The sequence below is a fragment of the Phaeobacter sp. CC-HEC084 genome (genome assembly GCF_059429255.1).
Map to the genome: position 1 here is coordinate 683032 of NZ_JCAIJQ010000009.1, position 19270 is coordinate 702301.

18 protein-coding genes are annotated in these 19270 nt (G+C 62.9%); 12 read left to right on the top strand and 6 right to left on the bottom strand.

Annotated elements, in window-relative coordinates; translation table 11 throughout:
* Positions 1 to 43: 43 nt before the first annotated feature.
* The gene (locus AC5SSZ_RS20480) at positions 44 to 2338 is read left to right on the top strand and encodes a response regulator (protein ID WP_065272233.1); all 2295 of its coding nucleotides are present in this window, start codon (positions 44 to 46) and stop codon (positions 2336 to 2338) included.
* Between the two features lie 81 nt (positions 2339 to 2419).
* On the opposite strand, the gene yaaA is transcribed toward AC5SSZ_RS20480, so the two are convergent.
* The 3 genes from yaaA to AC5SSZ_RS20495 form a co-directional block, all read right to left on the bottom strand.
* The gene (gene yaaA / locus AC5SSZ_RS20485; protein WP_274831616.1) at positions 2420 to 3181 is read right to left on the bottom strand and encodes a peroxide stress protein YaaA; all 762 of its coding nucleotides are present in this window, start codon (positions 3179 to 3181) and stop codon (positions 2420 to 2422) included.
* 30 nt (positions 3182 to 3211) lie between these two features.
* Positions 3212 to 5272, bottom strand: a complete 2061-nt coding sequence (gene recQ / locus AC5SSZ_RS20490) for a DNA helicase RecQ (RefSeq protein WP_495439798.1) — start codon at positions 5270 to 5272, stop codon at positions 3212 to 3214.
* A gap of 159 nt (positions 5273 to 5431) precedes the next feature.
* Positions 5432 to 5719: a YggT family protein gene (locus AC5SSZ_RS20495; protein ID WP_065272230.1), complete on the bottom strand. Its 288-nt coding sequence runs from the start codon at positions 5717 to 5719 to the stop codon at positions 5432 to 5434.
* 130 nt (positions 5720 to 5849) lie between these two features.
* Here AC5SSZ_RS20495 and AC5SSZ_RS20500 point away from each other — a divergent pair, with 130 nt between their 5' ends.
* The 11 genes from AC5SSZ_RS20500 to AC5SSZ_RS20550 all read left to right on the top strand — a co-directional run bounded on the left by AC5SSZ_RS20500 (position 5850) and on the right by AC5SSZ_RS20550 (position 15721).
* Positions 5850 to 6410, top strand: coding sequence for an acyl-CoA thioesterase (locus AC5SSZ_RS20500; protein ID WP_274835420.1), 561 nt, complete (start codon positions 5850 to 5852; stop codon positions 6408 to 6410).
* A gap of 51 nt (positions 6411 to 6461) precedes the next feature.
* Positions 6462 to 7826: an MFS transporter gene (locus tag AC5SSZ_RS20505; protein WP_495439799.1), complete on the top strand. Its 1365-nt coding sequence runs from the start codon at positions 6462 to 6464 to the stop codon at positions 7824 to 7826.
* A 5-nt stretch (positions 7827 to 7831) separates the two neighbouring features.
* The gene (gene mepA, locus AC5SSZ_RS20510) at positions 7832 to 8692 is read left to right on the top strand and encodes a penicillin-insensitive murein endopeptidase (protein ID WP_274831758.1); all 861 of its coding nucleotides are present in this window, start codon (positions 7832 to 7834) and stop codon (positions 8690 to 8692) included.
* A complete protein-coding gene (locus tag AC5SSZ_RS20515; protein ID WP_495439801.1) occupies positions 8665 to 9588 on the top strand; it encodes an esterase-like activity of phytase family protein in 924 nt (307 codons plus the stop codon). The genes mepA and AC5SSZ_RS20515 overlap by 28 nt, the downstream gene beginning before the upstream one ends.
* A 232-nt stretch (positions 9589 to 9820) precedes the next feature.
* On the top strand, positions 9821 to 10447 hold the full coding sequence (locus tag AC5SSZ_RS20520) for a queuosine precursor transporter (protein ID WP_065272227.1): 627 nt from the start codon (positions 9821 to 9823) through the stop codon (positions 10445 to 10447).
* 358 nt (positions 10448 to 10805) lie between these two features.
* Positions 10806 to 11225 (top strand): alternative ribosome rescue aminoacyl-tRNA hydrolase ArfB, encoded by a 420-nt coding sequence (gene arfB / locus AC5SSZ_RS20525; protein WP_065272226.1) that lies wholly within the window; start codon positions 10806 to 10808, stop codon positions 11223 to 11225.
* 65 nt (positions 11226 to 11290) lie between these two features.
* Complete coding sequence (locus AC5SSZ_RS20530) at positions 11291 to 12037, top strand: SDR family oxidoreductase (protein ID WP_495439804.1); 747 nt, start codon at positions 11291 to 11293, stop codon at positions 12035 to 12037.
* A 45-nt stretch (positions 12038 to 12082) separates the two neighbouring features.
* Positions 12083 to 13126 carry a P1 family peptidase gene (locus AC5SSZ_RS20535; protein WP_495439806.1) on the top strand — a complete coding sequence of 348 codons (1044 nt, stop codon included), beginning with the start codon at positions 12083 to 12085 and terminating at the stop codon, positions 13124 to 13126.
* A 100-nt stretch (positions 13127 to 13226) separates the two neighbouring features.
* Positions 13227 to 13649, top strand: coding sequence for a c-type cytochrome (locus AC5SSZ_RS20540; RefSeq protein WP_274829449.1), 423 nt, complete (start codon positions 13227 to 13229; stop codon positions 13647 to 13649).
* Positions 13650 to 13808: 159 nt separating this feature from the next.
* Complete coding sequence (idi, locus tag AC5SSZ_RS20545; RefSeq protein WP_065272222.1) at positions 13809 to 14351, top strand: isopentenyl-diphosphate Delta-isomerase; 543 nt, start codon at positions 13809 to 13811, stop codon at positions 14349 to 14351.
* A gap of 113 nt (positions 14352 to 14464) precedes the next feature.
* Complete coding sequence (locus AC5SSZ_RS20550) at positions 14465 to 15721, top strand: flavin-dependent oxidoreductase (protein ID WP_495439809.1); 1257 nt, start codon at positions 14465 to 14467, stop codon at positions 15719 to 15721.
* Positions 15722 to 15975: 254 nt separating this feature from the next.
* Here AC5SSZ_RS20550 and glpK read toward each other — a convergent pair whose 3' ends face one another.
* From glpK to panB, 3 genes are all read right to left on the bottom strand, one after another.
* Positions 15976 to 17466 (bottom strand): glycerol kinase GlpK, encoded by a 1491-nt coding sequence (gene glpK, locus AC5SSZ_RS20555; protein WP_495439811.1) that lies wholly within the window; start codon positions 17464 to 17466, stop codon positions 15976 to 15978.
* 69 nt (positions 17467 to 17535) lie between these two features.
* Positions 17536 to 18393: a pantoate--beta-alanine ligase gene (panC, locus tag AC5SSZ_RS20560; RefSeq protein WP_495439813.1), complete on the bottom strand. Its 858-nt coding sequence runs from the start codon at positions 18391 to 18393 to the stop codon at positions 17536 to 17538.
* Positions 18394 to 18401: 8 nt separating this feature from the next.
* A complete protein-coding gene (gene panB / locus AC5SSZ_RS20565) occupies positions 18402 to 19238 on the bottom strand; it encodes a 3-methyl-2-oxobutanoate hydroxymethyltransferase (RefSeq protein ID WP_495439815.1) in 837 nt (278 codons plus the stop codon).
* Positions 19239 to 19270 lie beyond the last annotated feature (32 nt).

Genomic DNA, 19270 nt, shown 5'->3' on the forward strand with positions numbered 1-19270 from the left:
TCGGAGTAAACACGCCATTTAATTGAGGATGGAGCTAGCAGGGATGAACCTTGCCGAGAAACTCGCTGAGGAACGCCGGGCACGCCTGGCGGCAGAGCGGCTGCTTGAACTGAAGCAGGCCGAGCTGACCGCAGCGAATCGCAAACTCGGGCGTCACGCGCTGGCTCTGACCCGGCAGATCGGCGTGACCCAGGCCGAAGTCGCCAACGTGCGCGACGAAAACGCCAAGGTGAAATCCGACCTCAGCATGGCCAACGAAAAAATCGAAAAGGCCGAACGTCGTCTGTGGCATTCGATCCAGGCCTTTCAGGACGGCTTTGCTTTCTTTGATTCCGACAGCAAGCTGATCGGCGCCAACACTGCCTATCTGAACATCTTTGACGGGCTGGAGGAAATCACCCCCGGAGTCTCCTATGTGCGGATCCTTCAGATCCTAACAGACGAAGGCCTGGTCAATACCGAAGAGCTCAAGCCGGATCACTGGCGCTCGATGATGACCGATCGCTGGATGTCCCTGAAACCAGAACCCATCGTGATCCGGATGTGGGACGACCGTTATCTGCGGCTGTTCGATCAGCGCGGACAGGGCGGCGATGTGGTCAGCCTTGCGCTGGATATCACCTCCTCGGTCCGTTACGAGGAAGAGCTGCGGGCCGCCCGCGAACGCGCCGAATCCGCCAACCGCGCCAAATCCGCCTTCCTCGCCAATATGTCCCACGAGATCCGCACGCCGATGAATGGCGTCATCGGCATGGCCGAACTTCTCAGCGACACCGAGCTGAGCGAGGAGCAGCGTCTTTACGCCAATACGATCAAGAACTCAGGCGAAGCGCTGTTGGTCATCATCAACGACGTGCTCGATTACTCCAAGATCGAAGCGGACAAGTTGGCACTGCACCCCGAGGCCTTTGACCTGGAGCGCAGCATCCACGAGGTGGTCATGCTGCTGCAACCCACGGCCCGGGATAAAGGCCTGGCGATGCTGGTGGATTACGACATCTTCCTGCCGACCCGTTTCGTGGGCGATCCCGGCCGTATTCGTCAGGTTCTGACCAACCTGGCCGGCAATGCGCTCAAGTTCACCAAGGAAGGTCATGTCACCCTCCGGGTCACCGGTGTAACCAACCCGGACGAGAACCTGTGCTGGATTCATGTCACCATCGAAGACACCGGCATCGGCATTCCTGCAGAGAAGATCGAGCACATCTTTGGCGAGTTCAACCAGGTCGAGGATGAGCGCAACCGCAAATTCGAAGGCACCGGTCTGGGCCTTGCCATCTCCAAACGCCTGATCGGCATGATGCGCGGCGAGATCTGGGTCGAAAGCGAGGAGGGGCAGGGATCCTGTTTCGGTTTCCGCCTGCCGCTTCCGATTCCGCAAGGGGCGCATACCTCGGTTCCCGAGATGACACCCGGCCTGAAGCGGATCCTGCTGGTCGACGATCTGCAGCTCAACTGCGAAATTCTGCAACGCCAGCTGAAACTGCGCGGCATCGATGTGACCACCGCCCATACCATCGCTGACGCCATGGATGCGATGGCCGCGGACATCGATCTGGTGATCTGTGAACATGGCCTGCCTGGCGGTGGCGGCGTGCAACTGGCCCGTGATCTGCGCAACGGCAAATGGAACGACGTGCCCCTCCTACTGCTCAGCTCCAACCCGCACACGGTGCAGGACGCCGACGTAGAAGAGCTGAAGCTATATATTCTGCAAAAGCCCACGCCGCGGGATGAGCTGTTTGAAAAGCTAAACGAGATCGCGGCCGCCCTGCCTGGAGCGCAGCCTGCAGCGCCGGACGCGGAACCGGGTGCCGCCCCCGGGGAGTTGACCCTGGAAGAGGCCTATGCCGCCGACAACGCCAAGGTGGTGTCCCCCGACGGTGAAGGTGCTGTTCTGGACCAATCCGAAGATCTGGCCTCGGCCCCCCGGCAGATGCGGGTTCTGGCAGCCGAGGACAACAAGACCAACCAGCTGGTGTTCCGCAAGATGGTCAAACATATCAATATCGACCTGCGCTTTGCCAATAACGGGGTCGAGGCCGTTGCGGCCTATCAGGACTTCGAACCGGATCTGATCTTTATGGACATTTCCATGCCGGTGATGGATGGCAAGCAGGCCACCATGGAAATCCGCAAGATCGAAGAGGAAACAGGCCGTCACGTGCCCATCGTCGCCCTGACCGCGCATGCCATGGCTGGCGATTCCGAAGGCATCCTGGCGGCGGGCCTGGATCATTATCTGACCAAACCTCTGCGCAAGGCGCTGATCCTCGAACGTATCGGTGAATACGCCCCGCAGGATGCCCAGCCGATCGATCTAAGCCCAGCCGCCTGATCCACCTCCACGACAGCGCCATGTGCAGATACCTTGTAGCTGCGAACGGCTCTGGGGCGGCACAAATGGGGCGGGCGGAGCTCAGCCGCGCAGGAACACTGGCTTGTCCGGCTCCGACAGCTCCGGTTTGTAGACGTAACCTCCGGTGTCGAAATCCTTCAGCGCCTCGGCATCGTTCAAACGGTGCTGGATGATATAGCGCGCCATCGCGCCGCGAGCCCGTTTGGCATAAAAGCTGACGACCTTTGGCGTGTCGTTCTTCATCTCCATGAAGACAGGCGTGATCACCTTCGGCTTCAGCGCTTTCAGATCCACTGCGCCGAAATACTCCTGGCTGGCGCAGTTCACCAGAATATCGCTGCCTGTTTCTTCGGCCTGGCGGTTCAGGGCTTCGGCGATCTGGCTGCCCCAGTATTCATAAAGGTTCTTGCCGCGTTCGTTTTTCAGCCGCGATCCCATCTCTAACCGGTAGGGCTGCATCCCGTCCATCGGCCGCAGCACCCCGTACAGCCCCGACAGAATGCGGAAATGATCCTGGGCCCAGGCCATTTCCTCGGCATCGAGCGAGGCGGCCTCAAGCCCCTGATAGGTATCGCCAGCAAAAGCCAGCGCGGCGGGGCGCAGGCTATCGGTGGCTGGCTTTTCCTCAAAGCTACGGAAGCGGTCGTAGTTCAGCTTGGCCAGATCCTCGCTGATATGCATCAGCTTCATCAGCTCGGCCACCGACAGCTCCCGCGCCACGGCGTTGAGACGCACCGCGTCCTCCTGAAAGGCAGGCGCGGTCATTTCCATGTCGCGCTCTTCCCAGTCCAGTTTTTTCGCAGGGGAAACCACTACCAGCATCTGTCATCCTCGCTCTGTTCTGGGCCAGACTTAGCCCGCGCCGCGCAAGACGTCCAGAAACGCCGCCGCGAAACGTTCCGCGCGGCGCTCCCCCAGAAGCCGCTCCAGCCCCGCCTCATCGCCCGGGCGCATCTGGGCCACCTTGGCCAACAGCGAGGCCGAGCAACTGAGCGGTTTCAGCGTGCCACAGGTCCCCCGCGCCAGCTGCCCCTGCGCCTCCAGCAATGCATCGTACAAAGACCCCGCCCCGTCCCGTGTCGCCAGTTTGCGCCGCTGCGGGTGCATCTGTTCCACTGCGCCGGTGATCACGCTCAGGAATTCATCGCCATATCGGTCCAGTTTTTTGGCGCCGACGCCGCTGATGCGTGCCATCTGATCCAGCGTTTCGGGCCGCTGCTCGGCCATCTCGATCAGGGTGCGATCCGGGAAAATCACATAGGCAGGCACCTTCTGCGCCTCGGCCAGCGCCCGGCGCTTTGCCTTCAGCGCCGACAAGAGCGGTGCGTCCTCATCCGAGACCAGCGCCTTCACTGCCGGGCGCCTGTCAGCGGTCTTGATGGTATCCTTGCGCAACTCGATCCCGGCCTCGCCGCGCAGCACCGGCAGGGCCGCATCGGTCATACGCAGCGCGCCGTGGCGCTCGGGGTCCGGGCGCACCAGATCGTGCCCCATCATCTGCCGGAACACCGCCTGCCACTGGCCCTTGGCGTATTCCTTGCCGCAGCCAAAGACCGACAGCTCATCATGGCGTTTGGCCCGCACCCGGTCGGTTTCGGTCCCGCGCAGGATGTCGATCAGATGCCCAGCGCCATAGGTTTCCTGCGTGCGCAGGATCGCCGACAGCGCCTTGCGCACCGCCGTGGTGCCGTCAAAGACCTCCACCGGGTTGTCGCAAAGATCGCAGTTGCCACAGGGCTCTGCCGCTTCGCCGAAATAGGACAGAAGGTTTTGACGGCGGCATTTCAGCGCCTCGGCCAGCCCCAGCAGGGCGTTCAGCCGCGCATGATCCGCAGCGCGGCGTTCCGGCGGCGCCATGCCTTCGTCGATCTGGCTGCGGCGCAGGCGGATGTCCTCGGGCCCGAACAGGGTCAGGGTTTCCGCAGGCGCGCCATCGCGGCCCGCGCGGCCGATTTCCTGATAATAGGCCTCGATGCTTTTGGGCAGATCCGCATGGGCAACCCAGCGGATGTCGGGCTTGTCGATGCCCATGCCAAAGGCCACCGTCGCCACCACGATCAACCCGTCCTCGCGGGCAAAGCGGGTTTCCACGATGCGCCGGTCCTCGGCCTCCATGCCACCGTGGTAGTGACAGGCCACGTGGCCCTCTTCGCGCAGCGCGGCGGCCAGCGCCTCGGTCTTGGCCCTTGTGCCGCAATAGACGATGCCGGACTGCCCCTTGCGGGCGGCAGCAAAGCCGAGGATCTGACGGCGCGGGCTGTCCTTGGTGCCAAAGGCCAGATGGATATTGGGCCGGTTAAAGCCGCGCAGGAAGGCGCGCGGCGCCTGTCCATCGAACAGCTTCTGAACGATCTCTTCCTGGGTTTCCTGATCCGCCGTCGCGGTAAAAGCCGCCAGTGGCACGCCCAGCGCCTGGCGCAGCTCGCCGATGCGCAGGTAATCGGGACGGAAATCATGGCCCCACTGGCTGACGCAATGCGCCTCATCCACCGCGATCAACGAAACACCGATACGCCGCAGCATCCCCATCGCCGCCCCCGAAGCGAGCCGTTCCGGCGCCATGTACAAAAGCTTCAGCCGCCCCGCCTCGATCGCCTCCCAGACGGCCTCGGTCTCTTCTTCGGTATTGCCCGAGGTGAGCGCACCGGCGGCAACCCCAGCTTCCTGCAAGGCGCGCACCTGATCACGCATCAGGGCGATCAGCGGCGAGATCACCACCGTGACCCCATCGCGCATCAGGGCAGGCAATTGGAAGCACAGGGATTTACCGCCACCCGTCGGCATGATGGCCAGAACGTTTTCGCCTGCGGTCACCGCATCGACGATCTCTTCCTGGCCGGGGCGGAAGGCATCAAAACCGAAGATATCGCGCAGCAGCGGGGTCGCCTGTGGCAGGTCTGTCGTCTGCGTCATCAAAGGAAGGGCCTCAAGGGAGTGTCTGCTCGGATTTGGCACACAATCCCACAGGAGGAATCGGGCGGCAAGAGGCCGCCCAGTTAAATCACCGGTCTATTCCGCGAACACGGCGCGCCGAACGGGCGCTGCCCGGCCTCACGGCCAGGCCAGACCGTATCAGTAGAACATCATCATGTTGTTCTGGATGATAATCCGCAGCGCATAGACCGCGATCAGCACCAGAAGCGGCGCCAAATCGATCCCCTGCATATTGGGCAGCAGGCGGCGGATCGGCGCGTAAAGAGGTTCAAGGATGCGGTTGAGACCATACCAGATCTGCGCCACGAACTGCTGGTTCAGGTTCAAGACCTGGAAATTGATCAGCCAGCTCATGATCACATGCGCGATGATGAAGAACCAGACGATGTCCAGGATCAAAAGCAGAATTTGAAACAGCGATAACATCCTATTCCCCTATGTTAGCCAGCGTAACAGGTAAGCAGCCGGGTGCAGATGCGCAAGGCTTCCGCGAGGTTGCGGTTGACGGGCGGTAAATGGGTGGCAACACGGGCACATCGCAAAGGAAAGACCACCCATGTTTCCCATCGTCCGCCTGCTGAAAGATCTGTTTGTCGCCAGTCGCATGAACCCCCTGCCGCTCACGGCCGTGCACCGCTCCAGCCATATCTGCTGGCCCTGGGATCTGGATATCTGGCTGGAGCTGAACAACGGCCGTGCCATGACGCTTTATGATCTGGGGCGCACCATGCTGGCGCAGCGCGTCGGGCTGATCGGCGCGCTGCGCCAGAACCGTTGGGGGATGACCGTGGCGGGCACCTCGGTGCGCTTCCGCCGCCGTATCCGGGGCTTTGAACGCTTCGAGATGCGCAGCCGCGCGGTGGCCTGGGACGACAAGTTCATCTATCTGGAGCAATCCATGTGGAAAAAGAACGGCGAATGCGCCAGCCACGTGATGCTGCGCACCGCCGTCACGGATGCAAAGGGCATCGTCCCCCCGGCAAAGGTGCTGGCGGCCGTCGGTCAGGGGGACGCCGAAACCCCGACAATGCCCGAGTGGATCGCAGCCTGGTGTCAGGCTGATGCCACACGCCCCTGGCCACCGATGGCAGAGACGCAGGATGGGCTTGCTTCGTAATGCCAGCACCTGTCTTATCGGCAACAACAAAAGGTCGGGGGGATGGGCGACATGGCTGAAGTGTCACAGAAAAAGCGGATCTGGGGGTGGTGGTTCTTTGATTGGGCCAGCCAGCCCTATCACACGCTGCTTGTAACCTTTGTCTTTGGCCCCTTCTTTGCGGCCGTTGCCGCGCAGCATTTTCTGGGCCAGGGGCTGGCCGAGGAAGCCGCCAAGGCGCAGGCACAGACCATCTGGTCCATCGGCATGACCGTGACCGGGCTGCTCATCGGCTTTGGTGCGCCGTTTCTGGGCGCACTGGCGGATATTTCGGGGCGCAAGATGCCCTGGATCATGGTGTTTTCCATCATGTACCTGATCGGCGCCTGGGGACTTTGGTACATGGATCCGGCAGGCAGCAACCTGTGGTGGATGCTGATCAGCTTCGGCTTTGGCTTTATCGGCGCTGAATTCGCCCTGATCTTCGTCAACGCGCAATTGCCGTCGATGGGCAGCAAGGAAGAGGTCGGCGCCATCTCCGGCTCCGGTTTCGCCTTTGGCTATCTTGGCGGGGTGATCGCGCTCTTTATCATGCTGCTGCTCTTCGTGGAGCAAGGCAACGGCAAGACGCTGATCGGGTTTGATCCCATTCTGGGGCTTGATGCCGAAGCAAAAGAGGGGACCCGCGCCGTCGGCCCGGTGACCGCCATCTGGTTCGCCGTCTTCATGGTTCCCTATTTCCTGTGGGTGCATGACAACCACGCCACTGGTCAGCGTGGCAGCATGGGCCGGGCGGTTCGGATGGTAATCAATCTGGTGGCCGGGCTGCGCCACCGCGCCAGCCTGACCAGTTACCTCGTCTCCTCGATGCTTTACCGGGATGCGCTCAATGGGCTTTATGCCTTTGGCGGTGTCTATGCGAGCCTGGTTCTGGACTGGTCGATCACCAATATCGGTATCTTCGGTATCATCGCCGCGATCTCGGCGGCCCTGTTCAGTTGGCTGGGCGGCAAGGCGGACAAACGCCATGGCCCCAAGCCGGTGATCATCGTCGCCATTCTGGTGCTGACGCTGGTCTGCATTACCGTGGTCTCCATGTCGCGGGAGCAGTTCTTTGGCGTCGCACTATCCGAAGGTTCCACCCTGCCCGATGCCGTATTTTTTGGCTGCGGCGTTCTGATCGGCGGTTTCGGCGGAATCCTGCAATCCGCCAGCCGCAGCCTGATGGTGCGCCACACGGATCTCGCCAAAGCCACGGAAAGCTTTGGACTTTATGGGCTTTCCGGGCGCGCGACCGCTTTCCTCGCGCCCGCGCTGATCGGCATTGCAACCACACTCACCGGCAGCGCCCGACTTGGTATCACTCCCGTCATCGGACTTTTTGTTCTAGGCTTGATTCTGTTGAAATGGGTTGAGGCCGAGGGAGACCAGACGTGAGACTGCTGTTTGCAACGCTTGTCGCGATTGCCGGGCTGATTGGGCCAGTTGCGGCGGAAACCCCGGCCAAGCAACTGTTCGGCGCCAAGGCGGTCGGATCCCAGCAACGGCCTGCACCGCTTGGCTCTTATGCCAAGGGCTGCGTCGCGGGGGCCGTGCAACTGCCGGAAACCGGCCCGACCTGGCAGGCCATGCGCCTGTCGCGCAACCGCAACTGGGGCCATCCCGAAACGGTTGATTTCATCCGTGACCTTAGCACATTCGCGGCCCGGCAACCGGGCTGGAAGGGGCTTTATATCGGTGACATCAGTCAGCCGCGCGGCGGCCCGATGCTGTCCGGCCACCGCAGCCACCAGATTGGCCTTGATATCGACATCTGGATGCGTCCGCCGGACCGGCTGAACCTCAGCCGCGCCCAGCGCGAAAAGGTCTCCTCGATCTCCATGCGCCGGGCCAAGGGCGCCTTTGTGAACAGTGACTGGACCCGTCAGCATCACGAGATCCTCAAGGCCGCCGCCAGCGACAAACGCGTGGCGCGGATCTTTGTCTTTCCCGGCGCCAAGGTTCAGATGTGCAAGGATGCCAAGGGCGACCGGCGCTGGTTGCGCAAGATCCGCCCCTGGTGGGGCCATCACTATCATTTCCACGTGCGGCTCAACTGTCCACGCGGCGCACGCGGCTGCGTCGATCAGAACCCGCCCCCGCGCGGCGATGGCTGCGCCGATGCGCAGAAATGGGTCGATGACATCCTGAACCCGCCGCCGCCCAAGCCGCGCGATCCCAATGCGCCAAAGCCCAAGCCGCGCCGCGACTACACGATGAAGGATCTGCCCCGGCAATGCGCCGCAGTCCTGCAATCAGATTAAGCCTTGCCCTCATGGCTGCAGCTGCGCTGGCCGTGGCGACCTACGCAGGCGCCCGCGCCGGGCGGGTGTCGGCTGAGGCGCGGCTGATCGGCAGCTATACCTGGGCGCCCCCGGCGCAGCCCGAAAAACCATGGTTCGGCGGCTTTTCAGGCATTGAGATGGGCAAGGATGGCCGCTCCATGATCCTGCTCAGCGACCGGGCGCATCTGGTGAGGGCCCGGATCAATCGTACAGAGGGCAGGATCACCTCGGCGCGCGTCACCAAAAGACGCAGCCTGCGAGCCTCGACCGGGCGTATCCTGCAAGGGCGCATCGTCGACAGCGAAGGGCTGGCCGTTGCCCCCGATGGCAGCCTTTATATCTCCTTCGAAGGGGTGTCGCGCGTGGCGCATCACCAGCGCGGTGGCAGCCGGGCGGAGGTCCTGCCCCGCCCCAACGCTTTCCGGCAGATGCCCGCCAACAAGGCGCTGGAGGCGCTGGCCATAGACGGCGCCGGTCACCTTTACACCCTGCCGGAAAACGCCCCGGACAAGGACGGAAACCTGCCGGTCTGGAAGTGGGACGGCAGTGAATGGAGCCAGCCCTTCAGCCTGCCCCGGCGTGGAAGGTTCATGCCGGTGGGGGCGGATTTCGGCCCCGACGGGCGGTTCTACCTGCTGGAGCGGAACTTCCTGTTCTTCGGCTTCCGCAGCCGCCTGCGGCGCTGGGATATCACCGAGGACGGGCCGCAGAACGAAACCACCCTGCTGCAGACCGCGCTCGGCACCCACGATAATCTCGAAGGGGTGTCAATCTGGCGCGACGCAGCGGGGATCTTGCGCGCAACGATGGTCTCTGACGATAACTTCCTGTCAGTGCAGCGCACGGAACTGGTGGAATACAGCCTACCCGATTGACCCCGGCTGCTGCCGCATGCCACTGCGCGACAGGACGCGCCCGCAGCGTGCCCTGCACGCTGCCCGGCCCAACGGGCGGGGGGACATCTGTGATGTCTCACCGGCGGGCGGGAGCCTCCCCTGTCTTGCCAATAGCGTCAAAAAGGACTAACTGGCCCGATACTTAGCGCAATCGCCCTGCGCCGGGTACATTCCACAAGTCTCCGCTACCTTGTCAAAACGGACCAGTTACATGACACGTTCCTATTTTCCCGGCATTCTTGCCATGGCCGCCGTCGTTGTGGCCTCCAACATCCTGGTGCAATTCCTGTTCGGCCAATGGCTGACCTGGGGCGCCTTCACCTATCCTGTCGCCTTTCTCGTCACCGATGTGATGAACCGCGTCTACGGCAAGGGTCCGGCGCGCCGGGTGGTTCTGGCCGGTTTCGTCGTCGGGGTGATCTGCTCCCTGATCGGCACTCAGATCATGGGCGAATTCGGCCCGCTGGTGACCCTGCGCATCGCGATTGGCTCGGGCCTTGCCTTCCTCACCGCACAATTGCTGGATATCTCGGTCTTTTCCGCCCTGCGGGGTGGCAAATGGTGGCGTGCGCCGCTGGCCTCGACCCTGGTTGGCTCCAGCGTCGATACCGCGCTCTTCTTTTCCGTGGCCTTTTCCGGCACGCTCAGCTGGATCGAACCGGCCAATGACGTCTCCTGGGCCGGTGAAATGCTGCCGCTGCTGGGCAGCGGTCCGGTGGCGCCGCTCTGGGTCTCGCTTGCCCTGGCAGACTGGATGGTGAAACTGGCGCTGGCGCTGCTGGCGCTGATCCCCTTCCGGCTGATCGTCAAACGGCTCACTGCGGTCCCCACCCTGTAGGGATCGCCCAAAAGGGCCACCTGCCAAGAAATCAGACACGCTTCGCCGCCTTTTCCCGATTGCCGCAATTTTTGTTTGGCAGATCGGAAATTCCGTGCAACGCTCATTGGTAACGGAAACAGAAATGTAAAGGAGGTGATCCAGTGTCAAGAAAGGTATTGGAGCAAGGTGTTGGAACAACCGGAGGGTCCGCCTGCTGAGGCAGCCCTTTGCTGTGTGGTCCTATCGGCTGGCCTGCAAGATGCAGATCTAACCGACCCGACCTCCTGAAAACTTTCGAAGGGCCGTCCCGCAAGGGGCGGCCCTTTTACCTTGACGCCTTTTACCTTGCTGCAAGCCGCTGTAGGCTTTGGCCGTTATGATACGGATCGACAACGATATCGCCCTGCAGGACTGGGAAATCACCGAAAGCTTCATCCGCGCCTCTGGGCCGGGTGGGCAGAACGTGAACAAGGTGGCCACCGCCGTCGAACTGCGCTTCGAAGCCGCGCGCTCGCCCTCGCTGACACCGGCGGTCAAGGCGCGCCTGAAACGTCTGGCCGGGCGGCGCTGGACCAAGGAAGGCGCCATTATCCTGCATTGCGACGAAACCCGCTCGCAGCAGCGCAACCGCGATATCGTGCGCGATAGGCTCGCTGATCTGGTGCGCCAGGCGCTGGTGGCCCCGAAACGGCGGATTGCCACCAAACCGACGCGCGGCTCGGTGCGCCGCCGCCTGGAGGCCAAGAAACAGCGCGGCCAGATCAAGGCCGGCCGTGGCAAGATCGACCCGGACTGATCTCGCATTGCACCTGCCCAAATCGCTGTTAAAGCTATCAAAACGAGATTTGGGAGATAACGAATATGCGGCTTGCAGGAAAAACAGCGATTGTCACGGGTGGTGCCTCGGGATTTGGCGCGGGCATTGTAGAAAAGTTTCTGGCCGAAGGGGCCAAGGTGATGATTGCGGACATCAACGGGGATGCCGCAGCCGCCATGGCGGCGGATCTGGGCCCGCATGCCATCGCGCAGGCGGTCGACGTTGCGAATGGTGCATCGGTCAACACCATGGCAGAGGCTGCGCTGACCGCCTTTGGCCAGGTGGACATTCTGGTCAACAATGCCGGTGTAACACACCTGCCAACCCCACTGGATGAGGTGTCAGAGGAAGATTTTGACCGGGTGTTCAACGTGAACATGAAATCGGTCTACCTGACCGCCCGCGCCCTGGTGCCGCACATGAAGAGCCGCAAAACCGGCGCCATCCTCAATGTCGCCTCCACGGCTGGCGTGTCGCCGCGCCCCAACCTCAACTGGTACAATGCCTCAAAGGGCTGGATGATCACCGCGACCCGTACCATGGCGGTGGAGCTGGCGCCCAGCGGCGTACGCGTCAACGCGATCAACCCGGTGGCCGGTGAAACACCGCTGCTGAAATCCTTCATGGGCGAGGACACCCCCGAGGTGCGCGCCAAGTTCCTGTCGACCATCCCGCTGGGCCGGTTCTCCACGCCCGAGGACATGGGTAATGCCGCCTGTTTCCTGTGCTCGGACGAGGCCAGCATGGTCACCGGTGTCGCCATGGAAGTGGACGGCGGTCGCTGCATCTGACCCCGCGCAATCACCACTCGGAAACGACACGTCAGGAGAGCCCCCATGCGTCCCGGACCCCGCAACCTGATCACCGACGTGCCCGGCCTGCTGGTCGGCAATGCAGCGGATGATGACCTGAAATCAGGCACCACGGTGCTGACGGCCAAGGACGGCCTGACGGCCTCGGTTCACGTCATGGGCGGGGCCCCGGGGACGCGGGAAACCGATCTTCTGGCGCCCGACAAATCGGTCGCCAAGATCGATGCGCTGGTGCTGTCGGGCGGCTCTGCCTTTGGCCTCGATGCCTGTTCCGGCGTGGTGGATGCGCTGCGCGTCGCGGGCCGGGGATTCCGGCTGGGACCGGCGGTGATCCCGCTGGTGCCCGGCGCCATCATCTTTGACCTGCTGAACGGCGGCAACAAGGACTGGCAGGACAACCCCTATCGCGCCCTTGGCCGCGCCGCGTTCGAGGCCGCAAGTGAGGAGTTTGCCATCGGCACCGCCGGGGCAGGCACCGGCGCACTGACCGCCATGGTCAAGGGCGGGCTTGGCTCGGCCTCCTTCGTGCTGGACAGCGGGGTCACCGTTGGCGCCCTTGTCGCCGCCAACCCGATGGGCGCCGTGACCACACCGGGGGATCGCCATTTCTGGGCCGCCCCGTTTGAGGTGGATGGCGAGTTCGGCGGCCTTGGTCCGGATCCACGGGGCGGATTGGGCCAGGCGCTGAACAGCCGCAAGATGCAGACCATGCGGGCGCAGGCCGGGGCCGAACCAATCCCCGAGGAGCGCGGCAATACCACCATTGCCATCGTCGCCACCGACGCCGATCTGACCAAGGCGCAGTGCCAGCGCATGGCCACCGCCGCCCACGATGGCATTGGCCGTGCCACCGTTCCCGCCCATGCGCCGGGCGATGGCGATCTGGTCTTTGCCGCCACCACAGGCGCCCGCCCTCTGGCATCGCCCGAGGCCGAGCTGGGCCAGATCGGCCATGCTGCGGCGCTGTGCCTCAGCCGGGCCATCGGCCGTGCGATCTATAACGCTGAGCCCGCCGACGGCGACCTTTTACCCTGCTGGAGCGGGGCATCCGGCACCCCGTCGCAGTAGCAAGATCACGCGAACTTGGGGCGGCGCGTCAAAACGTCCATTGACTATACGCCCCAAAGACCTCGTATTCCCTACAGCCAACTCAAATTGGAGCAAGCATATGAAACGTCTGATGTCCGCCGCCGTAATTGGCCTTCTCGCCGTCCCCGCCTTCGCCGAAGGCGATGCCGCCAAGGGCGAAAAGGGATTCAAGAAATGCAAATCCTGCCACATGGTCGTCTCGGACAGCGGCGAAACCATCGTCAAGGGCGGCAAGACCGGTCCGAACCTCTGGGGTGTCGCTGGTCGTCCGGCAGGCAGCTACGAAGGTTTCAAATACGGTAGCGACATGACCGCCGCCGGTGAAGCAGGCCTGGTCTGGACCGAAGAGAACTTTGTCGCCTTCACCCACGATCCCCGTGCCTTCCTGCGCGAATATCTGGACGACAGCGGCGCGAAATCGAAAATGTCCTTCAAGCTGAAAAAAGGCGGCGAAGACATCTATGCCTTCCTGGCCTCGCACGGACCCGCCGCCTCTGAATAAGCGATAGGCGCGGATTTAATCACTACAGGCCGCGGCCCAAGGGGCGCGGCCTTTCGCGTAATTGCGCTTGATCGTGTTTGCGAATAACGAATTGAAGATGCGGTGAGCGGACCCTTGTCCAAAGCCGCTGACGGGAATTGAAACGGACCTGAACCCGCGATGACTCATCCGATCCCGGCCTGGGTGAACGGCGAACTGACACCGGTTGAAAAGCTTGCGGCCCATGAACAAGGGCTGAAGCACAAGGCCGTGTCGGTCTTCGTGGTCAAAGGCACCGAAATCCTGATGCAGCGCCGCGCCATGGGCAAGTATCACACCCCCGGGCTGTGGGCGAACACCTGCTGCACCCATCCGATGTGGGATGAGGCCTCCTCTGCCTGCGCCGTGCGTCGCATGGGCGAAGAGCTGGGCATCACCGGCCTTTATCCCGAATTCCGCCACCAGCTGGAATACCGCGCCGATGTCGGACACAGCATGATCGAACACGAGGTGGTCGATGTCTTTCTGGCCCACGCCCATCGGCCGCTGAATCTGGAACCCAATCCGGACGAGGTGATGGACACGCGCTGGATCGACTATCACGACCTGATCGCAGAGGTGCAGCGCCACCCCGACCGGTTTACCCCTTGGCTGAAGATCTATCTTGGCAACTACGCCGATGTCATCTTTGGCCCCGATCTGATCATCGCCGCTCAGGATTGAGCCTGCACCGACCGGGGCCCGGGTCTGTGCCTTCGGGGTGAGTCAGCGCGCACTTGCTCTGATCAGATGAAGCATGTTTTCTAGGGCACCAGACCGAACAGGAGAAACGCGGAATGACCCTTCTCATCGCAGGTGGCGGCATTGCCGGCCTGACACTTGGATTGACGCTACACCAGATCGGTGTGCCCTTTCACATCTGCGAAGCCGCGCCCGAGCTGAAACCGATGGGGGTTGGCATCAACTTGCAACCCAATGCGGTGCGGGAACTCTTGGATCTGGGGCTGGAAAAAGAACTGGACGCCATCGGCGTACGCACCCGGCAGCTGGGGTTCTACACCAAGCTGGGCAAGACGATCTGGGAAGAACCGCGCGGCATGGATGCAGGCTATGCCTGGCCGCAGTATTCGGTGCATCGCGGCGCCCTACAGATGATGCTTTATGAGGCGCTGGTGGCCCGCGCCGGGGCAGAATGCATTTCGACCGATGCCCGCGCCACCGGCTTTGAAGCCACACCCGAGGGCGCCGTGCTTTTGCTCGACGATGGGCGGCGTCTTGGGGGACGGTTGCTGATTGCGGCCGACGGCATCCACTCGGCCCTGCGCAAACAGATGTACCCGAACGAAGGCGAGCCGATCTGGAACGGCCGGATCCTGTGGCGCGCCACGACGCAGGCCCCGGTCTGGAGCGGTGGCGGCGCCATGGTGATGATCGGCCACAACGCCCTGCGCATGGTGGCCTATCCGATTTCGGACCCCGGCAGCGACGGTCTGGCAACGATCAACTGGATCGCCGAGAAAAGCTTTGATCCGAGTGCCGCCTGGAAGAAGGAAGACTGGAACCGCGCGGCGGATATCGAGGATTTTGTCGGCGACTTCGAGGACTGGACATTCGACTGGATCGACGTACCCGGCCTGATCCGCGGCGCTGATGTGGTTTATGAATACCCGATGGTGGACCGCGATCCGTTGCCGAAATGGACCGACGGATCAGTGACGTTGATGGGCGATGCAGCGCATCCGACCTATCCTGTCGGCTCGAATGGGGCGAGCCAGGCCATTCTTGATGCCCGCCTGATCGGCGCCGAACTGCTGCGGCACGGGCTGACCACTGCCGCGCTAGAAGCCTATGAGGCGGCGGTGCGCCCGCTGACCACCAACGTCGGCCTCGCCAACCGCAGCGCCGGCGGACCGGATGCGGTGCTGCAGATGGTCGAGGATCTCTGTGGCGGCGATTTCGAGACCGTCGAGGATGTGATCCCCATGGAGGATCTGGCCGCCCATGCGGCGAAGTACAAATCCATCGCCGGCTTCAGCATCGAAGAGCTGAACGCCCGTCCCCGCACGATTGCCGAAGGCGCTCAGCTGGACTGAACCACCTCGGCTGCTACAGGGGCGCTCCCGCCGCTTTCCCGTGTCATCAAAGATGACGCGGTCTGCGTTGGGCCCGGCGGCGCACGATGTGCGCCGCGACAGGTTTTGCTGAGAAGCGTTTCAGGGGCAGGTCTGCCCTGAAAGCGCCTGTTCCAGTTTGGGACTGCGCCGAGTCGCCTCAAGGGTGCCCCCGCCTGCGGCGGGGCCGCTCGAGCGGCCCTTGACCCGAATCGGCGCGGGTTTGACCCGCAGGATCAGACGCCGATCACCGCCTGCACCGCCCGTTTCCAGCGACCGTAGGCGGCCTCTCTCTGGTCCGCCTCCATAGCGGGTGTAAACTGGCGATCCCGGGCCCAGGTTGCGGCAAAGCCGCTCTGGTCGGGATAAAGACCGGCCTTCATGCCCGCCAGCCAGGCCGCGCCCAGCGCCGTGGTTTCCTGCATTACCGGCCGGTCGACCGGGGCCCCGAGGATGTCCGACAGGCTTTGCATGGTCCAGTCGCTGGCGCTCATCCCGCCATCGACGCGCAGGGTGACGCTGTCCTCGGCAGCCTCCTGCCAGTCGGCGCGCATCGCCTCCCACAGATCGCGGGTCTGATAGGCGACGCTTTGCAATGCGGCACGGGCGAATTCCGCCGGGCCGGAATTGCGGGTGAGACCAAACATGCCACCACGGCAATCCGGTTCCCAATAGGGCGCGCCGAGGCCAGTGAAGGCCGGCACCAGGATCACGTCCTGCCCGGGGTCTGCCGAGGCTGCCAGACCGCCGGTTTCCTGCGCCGAGCCGATGATGCCCAACCCGTCGCGCAGCCATTGCACCGCTGCGCCCGCGATAAAGATCGATCCTTCCAGCGCATAGGTCGGCTGGCCATCCAGCTGATAGGCGATGGTGGTCAGCATCCGGTTGCGGGATTCAACCGGCGTCGCGCCGGTATTGAGCAATGCAAAACAACCGGTGCCATAGGTGGATTTCATCATGCCGGGTTGGAAACAGGCCTGACCGATGGTGGCCGCCTGCTGATCCCCCGCCACGCCGAGGATCGGGATTTCAGCGCCGAGATGCTCGGCCGCAGCGATGCCGAAGTCTGCGGCGCAGTCCTTGACCTCGGGCAGCATCTGCATCGGCACATCCAGAACCTCGCAGATCTCGGCGCTCCAGCCGCCTTTGCGAATGTCGTACATCAGCGTGCGCGCGGCATTGGTGGCATCGGTCACATGGGCGGCGCCGCCAGTCAGCCGCCAGATCAGGAAACTGTCCACGGTGCCGAACATCAGCTTGCCCTCGGCCGCGCGGCTGCGGGCGCCGGGCACGCTGTCGAGGATCCACTTGACCTTGGTGCCGGAAAAATAGGGATCGAGCAGCAGACCCGTCGTCTTGTGTACCAGATCGCCATGCCCGGCGGCCCGCAGCTCTTCGCAGATCGCCGAGGTGCGGCGGTCCTGCCAGACGATGGCCTTGTGGATGGCCTGACCGGTTTCCCGGTCCCAGACCACCGTGGTTTCGCGCTGGTTGGTGATGCCGATGGCGGTGATATCAGATGCCGAAATGCCCTGTTCCGCGATCACCCGGCGGCAGACCTCCAGCGTGGAGGACCAGATTTCTTCGGGGTCGTGTTCCACCCAGCCGGCCTGCGGGAAATACTGCGGGAACTCCTGCTGCGCGGTATGGGCGACCTGCATCTCCCCGTCGAACAAAATCGCCCGCGTCGAGGTCGTGCCCTGGTCGATCGCCAGAATAAAACTCATCTCCTGCCCTCTCTCCTGTCTTCTGAGGGCAGACTTTAGACGCAAAAGTGTTAGCGCGACCAGACCCGACTAATCACTTAGTTGCGGAACCGCGATATTGTCGATCAGCCGCACCCCATCGAGCCATGCCGCCACCAGGAGCCGCGCGGGCCGGGTTGGGGTTTGCAGCGGTGCCAGAGTGTCAGCGCAGCGCAGGTCCAGATACTCGACCTCACCAAAACCCGCGGCCTTCAGGGCGGCGCGCGCCTCTGGCTCGATCTGGTCGAAGGTTTCCCCAGCAGCCAGTCGATCCGCGCAGCCCGTCATGATGGGATAAAGCCGACCGGCCTTGTCCAAAGCCTCCGCCGACAGGCGCATATTGCGCGAGGACATGGCAAGACCAGAGTCTTCGCGTACGGTGGGGCAGCCTACGACTTCGATCGGGATATCGAGATCCCGCGCCATGCGGCGCACCACCATCAGCTGCTGGAAATCCTTTTCGCCGAAAAACGCCTTGTGGGCGCCGGTCTGCAGGAAAAGCTTGGCCACAACGGTGGCAACACCATCGAAATGTCCGGGCCGGAAGGTGCCCTCCAGAACGTCTGTGATACCTTCGACCGAGACCGAGGTGGCATAGCCATCGGGATAGATCTGATCGGGGTCCGGTACATAGACCACATCGACATCAAACGGCGCGAGTTTTTCGGCGTCCGCCTGTTCGGTGCGCGGGTATTTGGCCAGATCCTCGGGGCTGTTGAATTGCCTCGGGTTCACGAAAATGGTCACGATGACCCGGTCGCAGGCTGCCTTGGCCGCCTCGACCAGCGACAGGTGACCGGCGTGCAAGGCGCCCATCGTGGGTACGACACCGACCAGTTCACCAGCGCGGATCCAGGTGGCATGTTGTTCGCGCAGATCCGCAAGGCGGCGCAAAATAGGAGCAGTCATCGTATTGGTCAGCCCTTCTTGGCGCCGGGCGCCGCATCCGCGAAAACATGTTCAACCGCCGGAAAGCTACGGCTGCGCACCTCGGTCGCGTATTCCTTGATCGCGGCCTCGGCCATGGGGCCAAGATCAGCGTAGCGTTTGACAAACTTCGGTTTGAAGGCGGCGAACATGCCCAGCATGTCATCCAGCACCAGAACCTGCCCGTCGCAGCCTGCCGAGGCGCCGATACCAATAGTCGGAATGACGATCTCTGCGGTGATCTGGTCGGCCAGGACCTGTGGCACCTTTTCCAGCACAACGGCAAAGGCGCCAGCCTCGGCCACGGCGTGGGCATCGGCAATCACCGCCTCTGCCTGCTCATTGCGGCCCTGCACCTTGTAACCGCCCAGCGTGTTGATCGACTGCGGCGTCAGACCGATATGCGCCATCACCGGGATGCCGCGTTTGACCAGGAACCGGATGGTCTCGGCCATCTCGATCCCGCCTTCCAGCTTGACCGCGCCAGCACCGGTTTCGCGCATCAGCCGCGCCGCATTGCCAAAGGCCTGTGCCGGACCTTCCTCGTAGCTGCCAAAAGGCATGTCGATCACCATCAGCGCCCGTTTCAGCCCCCGCGCCACCGCCTGACCGTGCAGGACCATCATCTCCATGGTGACGCCCAGAGTCGAGGGCAGCCCATGCAGCACCATGCCGACACTATCCCCCACCAGAACGAAATCGCATGTGTCATCCATCAGCCCCGCCATCGGGGTGGTATAGGCTGTAAGGCTGACGATGGGATCCTGGCCCTTTCGGGCGCGGATATCTTCGGCCGTGATGGCCTTGGTCTGGAGGTTCGCGCTCATCTTCTTCCCACGTTGGTTTTGGGTTGCGGAGG